Raw genomic sequence first — 16,909 nt, forward strand, 5'->3', positions numbered from 1 at the left:
TGTTATATAGCGAACGTTTTTCTTTTTAATACAAAGTTTGCACCAAGATAAACTTTTCTCACCATTTCATTAGCAGCCAATATCTCCGGTACACCCGATTCGAGTATTTTTCCCTCAAAAAGCAGGTAGGCACGATCAGTAATGGATAATGTTTCCTGCACGTTGTGGTCGGTGATGAGGATGCCGATGTTGCGGTGTTTTAGCTTATAAACCATAGCCTGGATCTCTTCCACCGCTATCGGGTCAACTCCGGCAAAGGGCTCATCCAGCAAAATAAAGTTAGGTTCGGCGGCAAGGGCGCGGGCAATCTCGGTACGGCGGCGTTCACCACCGGAAAGCAGGTCGCCACGGTTTTTTCGCACTTTATGCAAGCTGAATTCGTCTATCAGTTCTTCCAGTTTATCCCGCTGGCGTTCCTTGGGCATTTTACCCATTTCAAGCACGGCCTTAATGTTATCTTCAACAGATAGCTTGCGGAAAACCGATGCTTCCTGTGCTAAATAGCCAATACCTTTTTGTGCACGGCGATACATGGGGTCGCCGGTGATGTTTTGGTCATCTAAATGGATAGTGCCTTCGTTAGGTTTTATCAGGCCTACGATCATGTAGAATGAAGTGGTTTTCCCAGCACCATTCGGCCCAAGCAAACCAACTATCTCGCCCTGCGAAACGTTGAATGATACATCATTTACAACTGTACGCTGTTTATATTTCTTTAATAAATTATCTGCCCTTAGATTCATTTAATTCAAAAGTAAAAATTCAAAATTCAAAAAAGCTTCAATAATTACGGGGCATCTCCGCGCAAAAGTTTTTGACTTTTGATGTTACATCCTTATTCCTTTAATATTTAATTGTATAGAACGTTTATCCCGCCAAATATTTTCCTCAATGCTATAACAAATATCAAAAGGGGTATCTTTTTTTATTTTGCTCAGGTATTCGCCGTGATTAAAGGCTATACAATCAAACATGGCCGAGCCGGGTTGCATTACCGTCATCTTGATGTGGTTGCTCCCTACCAACCCGGCATTGCCGCTAACATACACATTTTTGCTGATGAACACCGGCGACATATTCTCGGGCCCAAACGGCGAGAACTGGTGCAGGATGCGGAAAAACTTCGATTCTATATCTGTTAAATTCAGTTCAGCATCTATCAGTATCTGTTGTACTAATTGCTCATCGGTAATGGTGGAACTAACTACCTCCTCAAAACGGTTGATGAAAGCTTCCACGTTTTCGGGAGCCATGGTTAATCCTGCTGCATATTTATGGCCTCCAAACTGGATAAGCAGGTCACTGCAGCCGCACAATGCCTCGTAAAGATCATAACCTAAAACGGAACGTGCCGAACCTGCCACATGCCCGTTAGAGCGGGTGAGCACTACGGTTGGGCGGTAATATTTTTCGGTAAGGCGTGAGGCCACAATACCTATAACGCCCTTATGCCAGTTCTCATTAAATACCACGGTTGATTTACGGCCGATTAATATAGCATCATTATCTATCATGCTGAGCGCTGCATCGGTTATGGAGAGGTCGTGCCCCTTGCGCTCGGTATTTTTTATGTTGATGAGGTCACCTTTTATTTTGGCGCTATCCTCATTACAGGCTATCAGCAATTCAACCGCATGTTTGGCATCGTCAATACGGCCTGCGGCGTTGATGCGCGGCCCGAGCAGGAAAACAATATCGGCTATGCTGTAATTGCTGGTTTTGCCTGCCACTTCCATCAGCGTTTTTACACCGATACAGGGATTGTTATTCAGTTTATATAAGCCATAATAAGCCAGTACCCGGTTCTCGCCGGTTATGTGCACAATATCGCAGGCAATACTGATGGCTACCAGGTCGAAATAGCAGCTTACTTCTTCAAACGGGATGTTATTCCTTTCGGCAAAAGCCTGTATTAGTTTAAAACCTATGCCGCAACCGGAGAGTTCTTTATAAGGATACTCGCAATCGGCACGTTTTGGATCCAGCACTGCAACAGCTTCCGGTAGTTCATCACCTGGTGTATGGTGATCGCAGATGATAAAATCAATTCCCAGCTCATTGGCATAGGCTATTTTTTCAACCGATTTTATACCGCAATCCAGCGCTATAATCAGCGAAAATTCATGCTCCGCAGCATAATCAATACCCTGGGTGGATATGCCATAGCCTTCCTTATAACGATCGGGGATATAATACTCCAGGTGGCGGTGATATTTTTTAAAGAAACCATATACTACCGATACCGCCGTGGTGCCATCCACGTCGTAATCACCATAAACCAATATCTTTTCGTTGGTTTTTATGGCTTCCTCAATGCGGTCAATAGCCTTGTCCATATCCTTCATCAGGAAAGGATCGTGCAGGTGGCGATGGTCGGGGCGGAAGAAGTAACGGGCATCCTCGAAATTATCAATGCCCCTTTGTACCAGCAGTTTACTTAAAACGGGGTTGATAGCTAATGCGGCGGCTAAATTGCTTACTGCTTCTTCATCCGTATTTTCCCGTATCGCCCACCGTTTTTGCATATCTTTGTGCTTATTGAACAGTAAAGATAAAGAAAATGTGCAGATGTGCGGGTGTGCAAATGTACAGATGATTTGAGGATGTTTTTAATCCTCTTTCCCGCTTGCAGGAGAGAGGGTCGACGAGTGAAACAATGTCGGGGTGAGTTAACGGAGCGCGTGTACCCCATCCGGTCTCCCCCTAAACTTAGGGGGAGGTGTCGACGAAGGAGACGGAGGGGGTAAAATGCGTTAGGGATGGCAGCGGATACCGGCCAATCGAGAGCCTCAGTGCAGGCCGTGATTAATGCCTGTGCAGTATGAGCGTACAGCCCGGGCCGCCGGCAACGCCCAAATGCAAACGTACAACACACCCCTAACCCCTCTCAAGAGGGGAACTATGGTGTAGATAGCTTCAACGCGCTCCGCCGACTCACCCGGTCTTTGCTGCGCTCGACCACCCTCTCTCCCGCAAGCGGGAAAGAGGGTAAGAAATGATAATGATGTATTAATTATATAATAAGTAATGGAGATTTTCGCGCTAGGTGAGGGATCATATTCGGTAGATGCTTCTAAAAAATTTATTCCTTTTAACCCGCAAACTGATAACGCTAAGGACAGGCCGGGATCGTTGTTCATACACGTTAACCCGTTTTTGGTTAAAACCGATACCGACCTGATATTATTTGATACCGGGCTTGGTTATAAAGATACCCGCGATGAATTATATCTTCATCAGCATATCCGCAACGCAGGTTTCGACCCCAATGAGGTAAGGCTGGTTTTGATGTCGCACCTTCATTACGACCATTCGGGCGGTTTGGTGGTAGAACGAAATGGCAAACTGGTACCTAGCTTTCCGCATGCTACGCATGTGGTGCAAAAGGGAGAGTGGGAGTTTGGGCTGTCAGGCAAATCATCATCCTACCATAAGGAAATTTTTGAAGCGTTGCAAGGTAAGGTTGATCTTACATTGGTGGAGGGATCGGGTGAATTGAAAGCGGGTATTACCTATGAGCTGTCGGGTGGCCACTGCCCTTATCACCAGGTTTTTTTGATTGAGGATAAAGGTGAAAAATGCTTCTTTGGAGGCGATGAATTGCCTGAGCCGGAGCAATTATTAAGGCGTTTTGTGGCTAAATATGATTACGATGGCCATAAAGCCATGCAGTTAAGGCAGGAATATGGTGAAAAAGCCGCGGCGGACGACTGGACCTGCTTGTTTTATCATGCAAAATCGATAGCGGTAGGAAAGGTAACTTATACTGATGAGCATTTTAGCGTTATCCCGGTTTAGGCCTGGTTCGCAATTTCGAACATTTCCCGGATCTTCTCAACACTCAGGGGTTTGGAAATAAAGCTTTTTACCAGCGGGTATGATCGTGCTTTATTAATATCATTGCTGAAAACGGATGAGGAAATGATAAATATCTTGGTTTTACCTAATGGGTCGATATTTAAGCGCAGATATTCATCTAAAAACTCCCAACCATTCATGATGGGCATATTTATATCGAGTAGAATATAATCCGGTAGCTTGTCTAGGCCCTTTTTCTGCATTTCAATAAGCTGCTCAATGGCAAATTTTCCATTTAAGCAAGCCACAATTTCGGTAGACAATAAAGCTTTTTTTATTAGTTTAATGGAGATGAAATTGTTTATCTCATCGTCGTCAACTAACAAAATGCTAATGTCCCGGTTATTACTATTCATTTGTATAGGTATTCGTATCCTTTATACGGTGCTCTAAAATAAAAGTTATATTCCTAAAAGTTTTAGAAAAAAACATTTATGATAGGCAGTATAAAGATAGTGTAAAAATATTTAATTAATAAGTTATCTGTTAGGGGAGTGAAAATCGTGTTTTTTCAAGCCTTAAAACCATTAATTATAAAGTTACACTGGTCCAGTTTTGGGCTAAAAGATCGCGCATATTTAGCGCTGTTTTGGGCGGCCTTATTTTCTGTCATGCTGAACGGAGTGAAGAATCTTTCCGCGTGTTAACGCTTAAAAGATCCTTCGTTCCTCAGGATGACAAGTGCGGAGTATAGGTATACAAATAAACTCATTTGCATTTCTGTACTCCACTCAATTTATCATGTTCCGTATTCCGGGGTAGTTACTTCGCTTTCTTCAAACTCATAATCCGTTAATGGCGGGCATGAGCAGATCAGTGTTCTATCGCCATAAGTATCGTTAACACGGCCAACTGATGGCCAGAACTTGTAGGCCGCAACATATGGCAGCGGATATGCCGCTTTTTGGCGGGTATACGGGTGCTCCCACTCATTGGCTGTAATTACAGCGGCCGTATGCGGTGCATTTTTTAACGGGTTGTCTATTTTGTCGGATAAGCCTTTTTCAACCGCGTCAATCTCGTGGCGAATAGCTATCATGGCATCGCAAAAACGATCAAGCTCATGTTTTGGCTCTGATTCGGTTGGCTCAACCATTACCGTGCCCGCAACCGGGAAGGATACAGTTGGCGCATGGAAACCATAATCCATTAAGCGTTTGGCAATATCGGTAACCTCGATGCCAAAAGGTTTAAAGGAGCGGCAATCCAATATCATCTCATGCGCGCAGCGACCATGTACGCCGGTGTATAATACGGGGTAATGGTGGTGCAAACGGGCTTTAATATAGTTAGCGTTTAGTATTGCGTAACGGGTTGCGTTGGTTAAACCGTCGGCGCCCATCATGGCTATATAAGCGTGTGATATAATTAATATAGATGCTGAACCCCATGGTGCTGCTGATACGGCGTGGATAGATTTTCCTTTGTCGATATCAACCACAGCATGGCCCGGTAAAAACGGAACCAGGTGTTTGGCTACGCCGATAGGGCCCATGCCCGGGCCGCCACCGCCATGCGGTATGCAGAAGGTTTTGTGTAAATTCAGGTGGCAAACATCAGCGCCTATATTAGCCGGACTGGTTAGGCCAACCTGCGCGTTCATGTTAGCGCCATCCATATAAACCTGGCCGCCATTTTGGTGGATGATCTCGCAGATCTCAATGATCGACTCCTCGAAAACACCATGTGTTGACGGGTAGGTAACCATGAAACAAGACAGGTCGTTTTTATATTGCTCGGCTTTTGCCTTTAAGTCGGCTACATCAATATTGCCATTGTCGTCGCATTTAACCACAACAATTTTCATACCTGCCATAGCTGCTGATGCCGGGTTGGTACCATGTGCCGATGAGGGGATCAAAGCGATGTTACGGTGGCCTTCGCCTCTATCCATATGATAAGCACGGATAACCATTAAACCCGCGTATTCGCCCTGAGCGCCTGCGTTTGGCTGCAAGCTCATTGCCGCGAAACCGGTAATCTCGCTCAACCAGTTATTCAATTCATCAAAAAGCTGCATATAGCCACCTGTTTGGTCAACCGGTGCAAAAGGGTGCATTTTGCTGAACTCCGCCCAGGTAACTGGTACCATTTCGGTAGTGGCGTTCAGTTTCATGGTGCATGAGCCTAAGGCGATCATGGAGTGGCAAAGCGAAAGGTCTTTTGCCTCAAGCGATTTGATATAACGCAGCATTTCATGTTCTGAATGGTGCGAGTTAAATAATTTATGCGCTAAATAAGCTGATGTGCGTTGCAGTTCAGCAGGGATGATTGAGTTAACGTTAGCTTTCAGATCGTCAAAGCTTACATCGTTCAATGTTTTACCCTTTACTTTGGCGAAGAAGCGAACCATTGTTTTTATATCCTCTACCGAAGTTGTTTCATCAACAGAAATAGTAGCAACTGAACCCTTATAGTGAAAGTTCATTTCGTTGTTAAGGGCTTCGGCGTGGATCGGACCGGCTAGTACGCCCAGGTCAAACTTAACGGTATCAAAATAAGTATCGTTAAGCTGCTCGTAGCCTAATTGCGTTAATGAATCTGATAATAAAACGGATAAGCCGTGGATCCTTTCTGCGATCAGCTTTAAGCCTTGCGGGCCATGGTATACGGCATACATGCCAGCCATAATTGCCAGTAATGCCTGTGCAGTACAAATATTTGAGGTTGCTTTATCGCGGCGGATGTGCTGCTCACGGGTTTGCAAGGCCATACGTAAGGCATAATCGCCTGCGCTATCAATGGTAACACCAATTATACGGCCGGGGATAGATCTTTTGTATTCCTCTTTAGTAGCGAAAAATGCTGCGTGCGGGCCGCCAAAGCCCATTGGTACGCCGAAACGCTGACTGGTGCCAACAACTATATCAGCGCCCCATTCACCCGGAGGGGTTAACAGAACAAGGCTCATCAGGTCGGCAACAACAGTTAATTTAATGCCTTTTGCATGTGCCTGTGCAGCATAATCAGCATAGTTATAAACTTCGCCATCACCGGCAGGATATTGCACTATAGCGCCGAACATATTGTCGGTTAGCTCAGCAGTGCGGTGGTCGCCTATTTGCAGTTCAATACCGTAAGGCTGAGAACGGGTTTTTAAAATATCAATAGTTTGCGGGAAAAGCTCCTGCGAAACGAAGAAAGTATTTGCATTTTGGTTTTTACGCAGGCTGTACTGCATAAACATAGCCTCTGCAGCCGCGGTGCCTTCATCCAGTAGTGATGCGTTGGCAATTTCCATTCCTGTAAGGTCGATAACCATGGTCTGGAAGTTTAACAGCGCCTGTAAACGGCCTTGTGCTATCTCGGCCTGGTAAGGGGTGTATTGGGTATACCATCCGGGGTTCTCCAATATGTTGCGCTGTATTACGCCGGGTACTATCACATCATAATAACCCTGACCTATGTACGATTTGAATACCTTGTTTTTTGACGCGGTTTGTTTAAGCGTATTCAGGTAATCGAACTCGCTTTTTGCAACCGGTAAATTCAGCGGTGCTTTCAACCTGATGCCCGCAGGCACAGTTTGATCTATCAATTCATCAAGCGAATTAACGCCGATGGTCTTTAACATTTGAGCAGTATCAGCCTGATTAGGAGCTATATGCCTCGACTGGAATTTTTCCTGGTAGTCTATGTTCAGCTTCATGTAATGGAGAGCAGTTAAATTTGTGCAAAGGTACAATTTTAGGCGGTGAGTAACAATTAGCTAATCATATATTGACATTGGTTTTATAGTAGCTGTTAACCCAAATTTAATTAGCTGATTGTGCAGGAAAGTAGTATTTTGGTTGCGTGATTACCCTAATGCCGAAACAATTATTCCTCTGCCTGTTTTTCCTGTTTTTTTGCCTACGCGGATTTTGTGCCGTATTTGTGGTAACCAGTAATGCAGACTCGGGACCGGGGACCTTGCGGGATGCTTTAACGCAGGCGGCTGCGAATGGGAGTACGGAGAAGGATTATATAAATTTTAATTTGCCGGATTTGAGTGAGGCAGGGAGGACGATAACGCTGTTATCATTACTTCCAAATGTTTCATCAAACCTGATCATTGACGGTAGTACTCAACCGGGTAACAAATTTGGGATTTCTGATGCTAAGATTACGCTGACTCAGAATACCGTTGGCCAATATCCAGCTGAAAGTTATGCTTTCAAGGGCGAAGATGTTAATAATATAGAAATAGACGGCTTTTATTTTTCATTATTTGAGTCAAGTAATTATGATGGTGCCGGAATTTATATTACCCATTCTTCAAACGTTATTATAGGCGCAGTAGATAAGGGCAATGTATTTTCCCTTATAGAGGAACCGGTCTATTTATATTATTGCAATAATTGTAAAGTTTCGGCAAATCTGTTTGGAATAGATCCATTCACATCTGAAGTAGAAGCCACTGCCTGGACATGTAATCTGCAAGTTTATTGTAGTAATGGAATCATAATAGGCGGTAATACCGCCAAAGAAGGCAATATGTTTATTTATGGCAGGAATAGTACTCAATTTGCTGTCTCAGGCCTTGATCCACAAACGGGAATGGCTTCTTTTGATTCTGATTCTTGTATATTTAAAAATAATATTATAGGTTATAATGCTGATAATGGTAGTTATTGTTATGGCGGCTTATCAAATATTAAACATTTAGAAATAACGTCGAACATACTTAATTACAATAGTTCATTAGTTATTTCAAACATTTCTGAAGAGGTTTTAATAAGGGGGAATCGTTGTAATATAGATCCACCTAATCCTGGGAAAAGTTTTTCAATCATATCTCCATATGCACTAAATTCAGTTAAAAAGGCAATAATTGGCGGCCCGGATCCCAGCGATGCTAATAGTATAATAAACAGCATTTTTTATGGGCAAAATTCTCAAGCTATTTCTGCATATAAATGTTACGATATTCTTATTCAGAGGAATAGTATAGCTTGTAAAGCTGGAGCTTACGGAGTTTATTCTGTGACTGAATCGATGGTAGAATTGCCTGTTATTTCAATAAACGCGGTAAACGGTAATATAATAAGCGGAAAGGCAACACCGATGTCTGAAGTTGAGGTATTTAGCGATAGTGAGTGCCAGTTATGTGAGCCGACACATTATTTAGGCTCGGTTACCGCTAATTCTGACAGTACATGGAAGTTCACTGCAACTGGTTTATCTTCTGGATATTCAGCATCTGCTTCTATCAATGGCAGAACTTCATTATTTACTAAAGTTGGATATAATGCTGACAACGCTATTATTAAAAATCCTTCCTGTGGAAATAGCAACGGAAGTATTAAAGGGATAACGGTTGTAAACAGCACCAAAACGGAATGGACAGATCAGACCGGAAAAATAGTTGGCACCTCGCCAGACATAAACAACCTGCCTCCCGGAACCTATACTTTTACCGCTTATTTAGGCTCATTTTGCAATGTTAAAAGTAATTCATATACTTTAATAGATGCAACACCTCATATTAATGATGCTAATTTGAAAATAAGCCAAAATCAATGTGGGAAAGACGATGGTTCTATTGATGGGTTATATATTGACAACACTTCAAACTATACCATAAAATCAGCAACCTGGACCGATGGAAATTTAAATAATGTAGGTAGCGGATATAATTTGGATAATGTTGCTGCAGGTAATTATACTTTCACGGTCGTTACCACAGATAACTGTGTGGTAACCTACGGGCCTGTCTCTATAAAAAACAGCACCGGCCCCAACATCGATCAAGCCAACCAAATCATCCAGCCAACCAATTGCGGGCAATCAACAGGCTCTATCACCAATATAGCCGTTACCGGAACCGGCACTTTAAAATACGTATGGCTTAACGCACAGCAACAGCAGGTGGGCAGCAGTGCCGATCTCATCAATCAGCCTGCCGGGACATACAAACTCCAGGTAACTGACGATACTCAATGCGGCCCGGTATACAGCGCCGATATTATCATCCCTGAAGTAAACGGGATCACTATGGATGAATCAAAAGTGCAAATTACCAATGCACTTTGCGGCGGTACAGGCTCCATAACTGGTATACAGGTTACCGGTGCGAGCGGTTATAAATGGACAGATGCGAATAACCATACTTTAATAACCACAACGCCCGATGTTGGCGCACTTGCGCCAGGCAGTTACACACTTACCGCTACAAATAGTTATGGCTGCAGTAAAAGCAGTGCTGTTTATATCATAACGCAGCCGATATCGTTTCCATATCCTGTTTATACCGCTACTTATACCCAAGCCTGTAATTTATTGGCTAACGGTGGGGTCTCGGTGGCTACGGATGGGTCGGTGAAATCGGCACGCTGGGTTGATGCACAGGGTACAACGGTAGAGACTGGTTCAAGCCTAAGTAATGTTGTGGCGGGTACTTACCAGCTTTATTTAACCGACAATAATGGCTGCGAGAAATTATATAACAGCTACACAATAGATCAATACCCTGAATTTACAGTGGCCAATTATGCAACTATTACTGCCGATGAATGCGGGTTGAACAATGGCAGTGTTGGCCCTACTACCATTACAGGCGGTATACCACCCTATACTTATGCATGGAGTGATGCTAGCAATAAATCGTTAGGGACATCTAATCAATTAACCAACGTGGCCGCGGGAACTTATATTTTGCACGTAAACGACAACGGTTGCGGCAGTGTTGATATTACATATACGGTAACTGAACAAACTTATATCCCTCCGGCTCCGTCTGTTACCAATGTGCAATTATGCAGCAGTGGCAATGGCCTGTTAACTGTAAATAACCCTTCGGCTAATACTACGTATCGTTTGTATGCAAGCCAGAGCGCCACCCAGCCACTTGATGAGCAGAAAGGCGGCAGGTTTAATATTAATGTACCGGGCAATGTTAGTTATTATGTGAGCGAGGTGGATGGTACCTGCGAAAGCAGCCGGGCCGAGATTGATGTAACCGTAGGTGTATCATCTACTGATATAGCGAACGCCTTTACCCCTAATGGCGATGGCATTAATGATTACTGGCAGATAAAGAACATTGATAATTATACCAATGCCACCATACAGGTGTTTAACCGCTACGGGCAATTACTGTTCGAATCAAAGGGTTATGCCAAACCTTTCGACGGTACTTATAAAGGGCAAAAACTGGCTGCGGGGGTTTATTATTATATTATTAATTTGAATGCTAAGTGCAATTTACTTTCGGGAAGTTTAACGCTGATAAGGTAGGCCTCACCCTAAATAACAAGCGTGCGTTAGTGATTGCAGCGGATACCGGCCTGGCGCCTAACGCCCATGTGCGCGTATGAGCGGAAAGCACGGCCGCAGGCAACGCCCAAATCCCCAACCGTCATCCTGAACTTGTTTCAGGATTCCACAGGACGAGTGACCTGCACGGTGATTACTTAGCGTGTGAGGTGCCGAAACAAGTTCGGCATGACGCGGATATTGGTGTTTGTTTTATAACACACCCCTAAACCCCTTTCAAGAGGGGAACCACCTTATTTATATATCCCTTACTAACCCAACTGCCTCAAATACATATGTATCGTGTTCTCCAGCCCGAAATACAAGGCATCGCTGATAAGGGCGTGGCCTATGCTTACTTCATCGAGGGCTGGGATATTATCAGCAAAGAATTTTAAGTTATTGAGATCAAGGTCATGCCCGGCGTTGATGCCGAGGCCCAACTCGTGCGCCAGTTCGGCAGCCGCAATGTATGGGGCGATGGCTTGGTCACGGTCTTGATGGTAGTGGGTGGCGTAGGCTTCGGTGTACAGCTCAATGCGGTCGGTGCCGGTTTTGGCGGCGCCTTCAACCATTTCGGCAATGGGATCAACAAAAATAGATACGCGGATACCGGCTTGCTTAAATACGGAGATCATCCCGGTTAAATATTCGCGGTTGGCAATGGTGTCCCAGCCATGGTTGGAGGTGATCTGACCCAGAATATCAGGCACCAGGGTTACCTGCCCGGGTTTGTTGGCCAGCACGAGGTCGATAAATTTTTGTTCCTGGCAATTGCCTTCTATGTTAAACTCAGTGGTTACTATCTGCTTCAGATCGAACACATCCTGGTAGCGGATATGCCTTTCGTCGGGGCGTGGGTGTACGGTGATGCCCTGCGCGCCGAATAGTTCGCAATCGGTAGCTACCTGTATCAGGTCGGGGTTGTTGCCGCCGCGCGAATTACGCAGGGTTGCAATTTTATTGATGTTGACGGATAAACGGGTCATGAGCCAAAGTTAAACATCATTTGGGAAAGTATAATGTATTGGGAATGTAAAAGAAGTGGGGATTGAGGCTGTGGCTTTTGCGCGCTCCGTTGACTCACCCCGACTACGCTACGCTGGTCGCCCCTCTCTACGCTAAAGCGTAAAGAGGGGGTGGGAAATGAAAAAGAAAGAAGAAAAAATGCGCTTGCCCTCTTTGCCGCTTGCGGAAGAGAGGGCAGGTCGAGCGGCTGAGCGAGGACCGGGTGAGTTGGCTCTGTGACAAACTCAACCATTATTCTTCACTTCCCCAAATCAATTTCCCCCGATATTGGTTAATATTGCCGTACCAACCAAATCCGAAATCGAACATCCGAAATCCGAAATCAAAACATGCGATATTTTAAGCTGCTATTCCTGCTGTTATGCTCAACAGCCTTTACGTTTACTGCCCACGCGCAGGCCAATTACACCAAAATTGAGAACTACAAGGTTTATTATGGTGTGGCCAAGCACTTTCCGCAGGAGTGGATGATATTGCGGCAGTTTGATAACTACGACAAAAACTATGTGCTGCTGGTAAACCCGCAAACGCTGGAAACCAAGACGGACGAAAGTAGTTTTTACCAGATCACCCCCATGACCATGCTGCAGGCGCGGGCATTTTTTAAGAATACGCCCTATCAAAATGCCTTGGCTAAAGCCGAAAAACAAAGCGTAATGATCCAGGATGCGGGCATCGAAAATGGTATGCCCAAGGAAACCGGCATCAGCCTCACCGCCGACCTTTGCCCCTCGCACCGCCCGCTCGACAGGCGCATATTTACCGATATTATTGCCGAATTTAAAAAGGTGGAGCACCCTGTGCCCATAGCGTTGTCTATCACCGGGGTATGGATGCGCCAGCACCCCGACGACCTGGAATGGCTGAAAAAACTACAGGCCGACCACGAGATCTACATCACTTGGATAAACCATTCCTTTACCCATCGCGTGAGTCTGAAAGCGCCATTGAAAGAGAACTTTTTACTGGAACCCGGCACCGACATTAACTACGAAGTGCTGGAAACCGAAAAAGCCATGCTGAAGAACGGTCTGCTGCCATCGGTATTCTTCAGATTCCCCGGCCTGGTGAGCGACCAGCAACTGGTGTTCCGCATAACTGATTTCGGGCTGATACCTATTGGTACGGACGCCTGGCTGGCCAAAGGGCAGCAACCACAGTCGGGCAGCATAGTGCTCATCCACGGCAACGGCAATGAACCCGTAGGCGTAACCGATTTCATTAACCTGCTCCGCTCAAAAACACAGGCAATTGCCAATAAGCAATGGCTGCTGTACGATTTAAGGGAAAGTGTGGATGATGAGTTTGAGGGGAAGGATTAGGGTTGATCATTTTCGTGATATCACGAAAATGATTTTAGATGTTTAGGATCATTTTACCGACGTCGGCAAAATGATCTGAAACGCTGGAACCGGCATTTTCGCACGCTTTTTTTGCTTTATCAATTACATTCAAAAAGTTAACCCACTTTGTATATCCCAATATTTCCTGTACTTCGCGGGCGCTCCAACATTCAATATCATTGTAGATATAGCATGCTTGTTCAAACTTTTCAAATAATTCTAATATGACTTCTTTTTTCATGCTTTTAAAAAAGCAATATAACTATAATTGAAAGATGTGTGATAGGTGTTGAAAAGTAGCGAGGTGTTTATTAGAAAACTCCCCAGAACCAGCGGGACAGTAAACGGCAAGATTACTTCTTATGGCCTCACTTTGGCTGATTATATAACAGCTTCAATTCTGTGGTCTTTTTGCTCATTAATCCTATCGCGCCTTCAACCATTTGCGTTTCATCTATCCTGAAATTCATAAATTTTTGAAGAAGGTCATCAGCAGATGCATTAAAACCGTTACGGAGCAACGCGTTATAGTGAATGGCGAAGTTTTCCGGGTCCTTGTGCAATAATTCATACAATTTACAGGCGACCAGCGAGGCATATAAATAATTCACATTGTAAATCGGATCATCGTATATCAAGCGTTTATTGATCCATTCTGCATGACGTTCAGGCTCATCTTTAAAAAATAAGTCGTATTTACTCATAATCCCCGCATATAGGCTATCAATATCTTTTTGATTTTTTATTTTGCCTGCAGAAACGCCATCATAAATTCCCTGCTCAAAAGTGCCCTCCTCTGCGCAGGTAAATAACTGATCGGCGAGGTCGTCAATAAATGTCTTGGTATAGAAAGCCTTGGAATCGGAACTTCTACTTGAATTTGTTAATTCATCTAACAATAAAAATTCATTAAGAATGGCAAACGATTCAAATAGAAAATTTGGTCCTGAAGAATTAGTTGGCACAATGTGATTTTCACTCATTAATAACCTATGAATGCTGTGGCCGCCTTCATGTATCAAGACCCGGATACTACCGGTTTCGCCGTTAAATGATTTCATATATAGCGTAATTGGTACCCCGGGATATCCCAATCCTGTAAAATCTGTTACTCTGCTTTTACCGCCTGTAATATCTAACTTACCCTGAGTAGGGTCAAGCAAATCAGCAAAATGGCTTACATAGTCTTTACCTAATGGCCGCAATGCCTGTAGAATGGATTTTCGCGCTGATACGAAATTTTGCGGCCGAGGCGTGTAATTCAAAGGGAGGTCCATATCCCAGCTATGAATTTGCTTTAAACCGGTTACGTGTTTGATTTGTTCAGCCTGGGCCTGTTGATAGGTTTTTAATACATCGGCATGTAGGTTCAACTCGTTAAGCATTCCCTTTACGTTGTCTTCACTTACTTGTAAACGTTTATCATACATTCTTGCTGGTGCGTCCGGGTAGTTATATAATCTTGCTGACGCATTTTCTTCATTTGCTATATCAATTAGCGTTGCCGCAAATATTTCTTCATGCTGTGCATAGGCATTCAGGAAAGCTTTGACACCCGTTTCACGGATATATGCATTCTTGCTATGTCTCATTGTAGTGATCCCAGTCCCCGGATTGAATTTTTTACCTATTGAATCGAAAACGAGATTTTTGTTTATATTGTCCATCAATGCATCATATCGGTCATCTAATCTATCTAAAACTGACCCGGAAAGTTCATTTATAATTTTTGTGCTGGTGGCCGGGATGGTATGGCTTGCATTCTTTTGGATGGTTGATATTAAGTAGCTGAATTTATCCAGATGAAATTGATTTGTCTCAGCTTCTGTTAATGTTGACAATTCCTTTTGCGTCAGAGCAAGGTTAACTGTAGCTCTTAATTCACTGGAGACACTATTATCATAATTCATTCTTTTTCGCGCAGTGGTATCATTTTTATTATCATAGTATAAAAGCTTCTCATATAACATGTGCCTTGTCAACTCAATTGAAAAATGTTCATACTGATCTAAACGTTCAGCAAGTACAGGCAAATCCCACGCGGTATTGTTTTCAAATTTCTTTACACTGTCTAATAAAACATTGAGGGTATTTGACTCTTCCTTAGGAGTTGTAAAGTACCTGAATAAATTCAGCTGGTACTGAGAGGACTTTCCTTCAAATGGATCGAAATTTTGAGCCATACAGCTTTCACCTATCAATAAGAAAGTAATTAAAACTAATGTGGCACCTTTAAATGGAAAACCCCTCATAACAAACTATTTGCAACACAAATCTACTTTTAACTGATCGTTGAAAATTGAATGAGATTAGCATTTCCGGTAAGCATCAAATTTTCCTAAAGTTTTTTGGAAGTATGCCTGTCATCTCCTTGAACGTTCTTGTAAAGTGCGCTTGATCGGCGAAACCACATGCATAGGCGATCTCTGTTAGGGATAGGTGGGAAGACCTTACAAGCACGAGTGCTTTATCCACCTTGATCATTTGTAAGTATCTGCTCAAAGTGGTGGAAAAATATTGGGAAAATGCCCTGGAAATTGTGGTAGGATGTACGCCCAGCATATGAGACATCTCATTTAATGTAAAGTTTGTTTGTGGTGCATCATGCAATAATTCAATTAAACTCTTGATCCATTTTGGAGGAAGTTTTTCGACAACTGATAACTGTTTTGTGTTAAAAAAGCTGTGCAAGATAATTGAAGCAGATGCAGGTGTTTCGAGGTTATTATTAACCACCTCCTGATAAAGGCGTGTAAGAACGAACTTAAAATAGGGCGATGAATGGATTAGCTTGCACAATTTATCTTCGCTAAAACCCACTTCTTTCAACTGAGCGTCAGAAAGGTCCAAATTTATTTTTTTTGTGCCGGGTGAAAAATCATAACACCTGTGCTGTTCGCCTTTATGAATGAATTTAATATCTCCCGGTCTCCTTATTAATCGCCTGTCACGTAAATCTTCCGTGTAAGTGCCTTCAATTAAAAGACCTATACTGCATTTTGAGTGTGAATGCCAATCCTCATATTCGCTGTTATCGGGATAAGTAGTCAGTGATATATTGCACCCGTTTATTGCTTTAGTGAAATGATTGAAGCCAAAAAATGTTGAGTATCTTTCCATATGTTAAAAGACATATAAGATCGATAAACGTTGCGGCATAAGCGTATTTCTTTGTAGTTCGCAATGCGGACCACCGTTCTGAAATTTGCTTTCTAAATTTCTATAATAAAAATGATTTTGTAGAAAATGCTCCGGATTAATTTCTTATCCTGTTTTTCATCATCTACATCGGATTGACGTGAAGTTGGCGCTTTACGTCCTTGTATGGTCTCCGAAAGGGGCCTCGTATTCGGGATAATTTTGTGGAGCGAATGATGCTTTATACACACCCCTTTTACCTCTTTTCGAATTTTTTGACAGAGTAAATTTTAAATAATTTAAAT

At 43.3% G+C, this 16,909-nt stretch carries 11 protein-coding genes; 3 read left to right on the forward strand and 8 right to left on the reverse strand.

Features of this window, described 5'->3' with window-relative positions; translation table 11 throughout:
- Nucleotides 1-2: 2 nt before the first annotated feature.
- Entirely contained in the window at nucleotides 3-743 is a 741-nt protein-coding gene (lptB, locus tag BLU33_RS23120; RefSeq protein WP_091379052.1) for an LPS export ABC transporter ATP-binding protein, read from the reverse strand.
- A gap of 84 nt (nucleotides 744-827) precedes the next feature.
- Complete coding sequence (gene recJ / locus BLU33_RS23125) at nucleotides 828-2,525, reverse strand: single-stranded-DNA-specific exonuclease RecJ (RefSeq protein ID WP_091379054.1); 1,698 nt, start codon at nucleotides 2,523-2,525, stop codon at nucleotides 828-830.
- A gap of 502 nt (nucleotides 2,526-3,027) precedes the next feature.
- Here recJ and BLU33_RS23130 point away from each other — a divergent pair.
- On the forward strand, nucleotides 3,028-3,798 hold the full coding sequence (locus tag BLU33_RS23130; RefSeq protein ID WP_091379057.1) for an MBL fold metallo-hydrolase: 771 nt from the start codon (nucleotides 3,028-3,030) through the stop codon (nucleotides 3,796-3,798).
- On the opposite strand, the gene BLU33_RS23135 is transcribed toward BLU33_RS23130, so the two are convergent.
- Both BLU33_RS23135 and gcvP read right to left on the reverse strand, forming a co-directional pair.
- Nucleotides 3,795-4,214, reverse strand: coding sequence for a response regulator (locus BLU33_RS23135; RefSeq protein WP_091379060.1), 420 nt, complete (start codon nucleotides 4,212-4,214; stop codon nucleotides 3,795-3,797). The two genes, BLU33_RS23130 and BLU33_RS23135, sit on opposite strands and share 4 nt — an antisense overlap.
- 383 nt (nucleotides 4,215-4,597) lie before the next feature.
- Nucleotides 4,598-7,507 (reverse strand): aminomethyl-transferring glycine dehydrogenase, encoded by a 2,910-nt coding sequence (gene gcvP, locus BLU33_RS23140; RefSeq protein WP_091379062.1) that lies wholly within the window; start codon nucleotides 7,505-7,507, stop codon nucleotides 4,598-4,600.
- Nucleotides 7,508-7,665: 158 nt separating this feature from the next.
- Between gcvP and BLU33_RS23145 the strand changes: the two genes are divergently transcribed.
- Nucleotides 7,666-11,076, forward strand: coding sequence for a gliding motility-associated C-terminal domain-containing protein (locus BLU33_RS23145; RefSeq protein WP_091379065.1), 3,411 nt, complete (start codon nucleotides 7,666-7,668; stop codon nucleotides 11,074-11,076).
- Between the two features lie 290 nt (nucleotides 11,077-11,366).
- Here the strand turns inward: BLU33_RS23145 and BLU33_RS23150 are convergent, their stop codons facing one another.
- Nucleotides 11,367-12,083 carry a pyridoxine 5'-phosphate synthase gene (locus tag BLU33_RS23150; protein WP_091379068.1) on the reverse strand — a complete coding sequence of 239 codons (717 nt, stop codon included), beginning with the start codon at nucleotides 12,081-12,083 and terminating at the stop codon, nucleotides 11,367-11,369.
- 369 nt (nucleotides 12,084-12,452) lie between these two features.
- Here BLU33_RS23150 and BLU33_RS23160 point away from each other — a divergent pair, with 369 nt between their 5' ends.
- Complete coding sequence (locus BLU33_RS23160; RefSeq protein ID WP_232009347.1) at nucleotides 12,453-13,445, forward strand: polysaccharide deacetylase family protein; 993 nt, start codon at nucleotides 12,453-12,455, stop codon at nucleotides 13,443-13,445.
- 34 nt (nucleotides 13,446-13,479) lie between these two features.
- Here the strand turns inward: BLU33_RS23160 and BLU33_RS23165 are convergent, their stop codons facing one another.
- The 3 genes from BLU33_RS23165 to BLU33_RS23175 form a co-directional block, all read right to left on the reverse strand.
- Entirely contained in the window at nucleotides 13,480-13,707 is a 228-nt protein-coding gene (locus BLU33_RS23165; protein WP_091379073.1) for a BRO family protein, read from the reverse strand.
- A gap of 127 nt (nucleotides 13,708-13,834) precedes the next feature.
- Complete coding sequence (locus tag BLU33_RS23170) at nucleotides 13,835-15,718, reverse strand: M3 family metallopeptidase (RefSeq protein WP_091379075.1); 1,884 nt, start codon at nucleotides 15,716-15,718, stop codon at nucleotides 13,835-13,837.
- Nucleotides 15,719-15,794: 76 nt separating this feature from the next.
- Nucleotides 15,795-16,586, reverse strand: a complete 792-nt coding sequence (locus BLU33_RS23175; RefSeq protein ID WP_091379078.1) for an AraC family transcriptional regulator — start codon at nucleotides 16,584-16,586, stop codon at nucleotides 15,795-15,797.
- Nucleotides 16,587-16,909 lie beyond the last annotated feature (323 nt).

Source organism: Mucilaginibacter mallensis (genome assembly GCF_900105165.1).
In the GTDB taxonomy this organism is placed as follows: domain Bacteria; phylum Bacteroidota; class Bacteroidia; order Sphingobacteriales; family Sphingobacteriaceae; genus Mucilaginibacter; species Mucilaginibacter mallensis.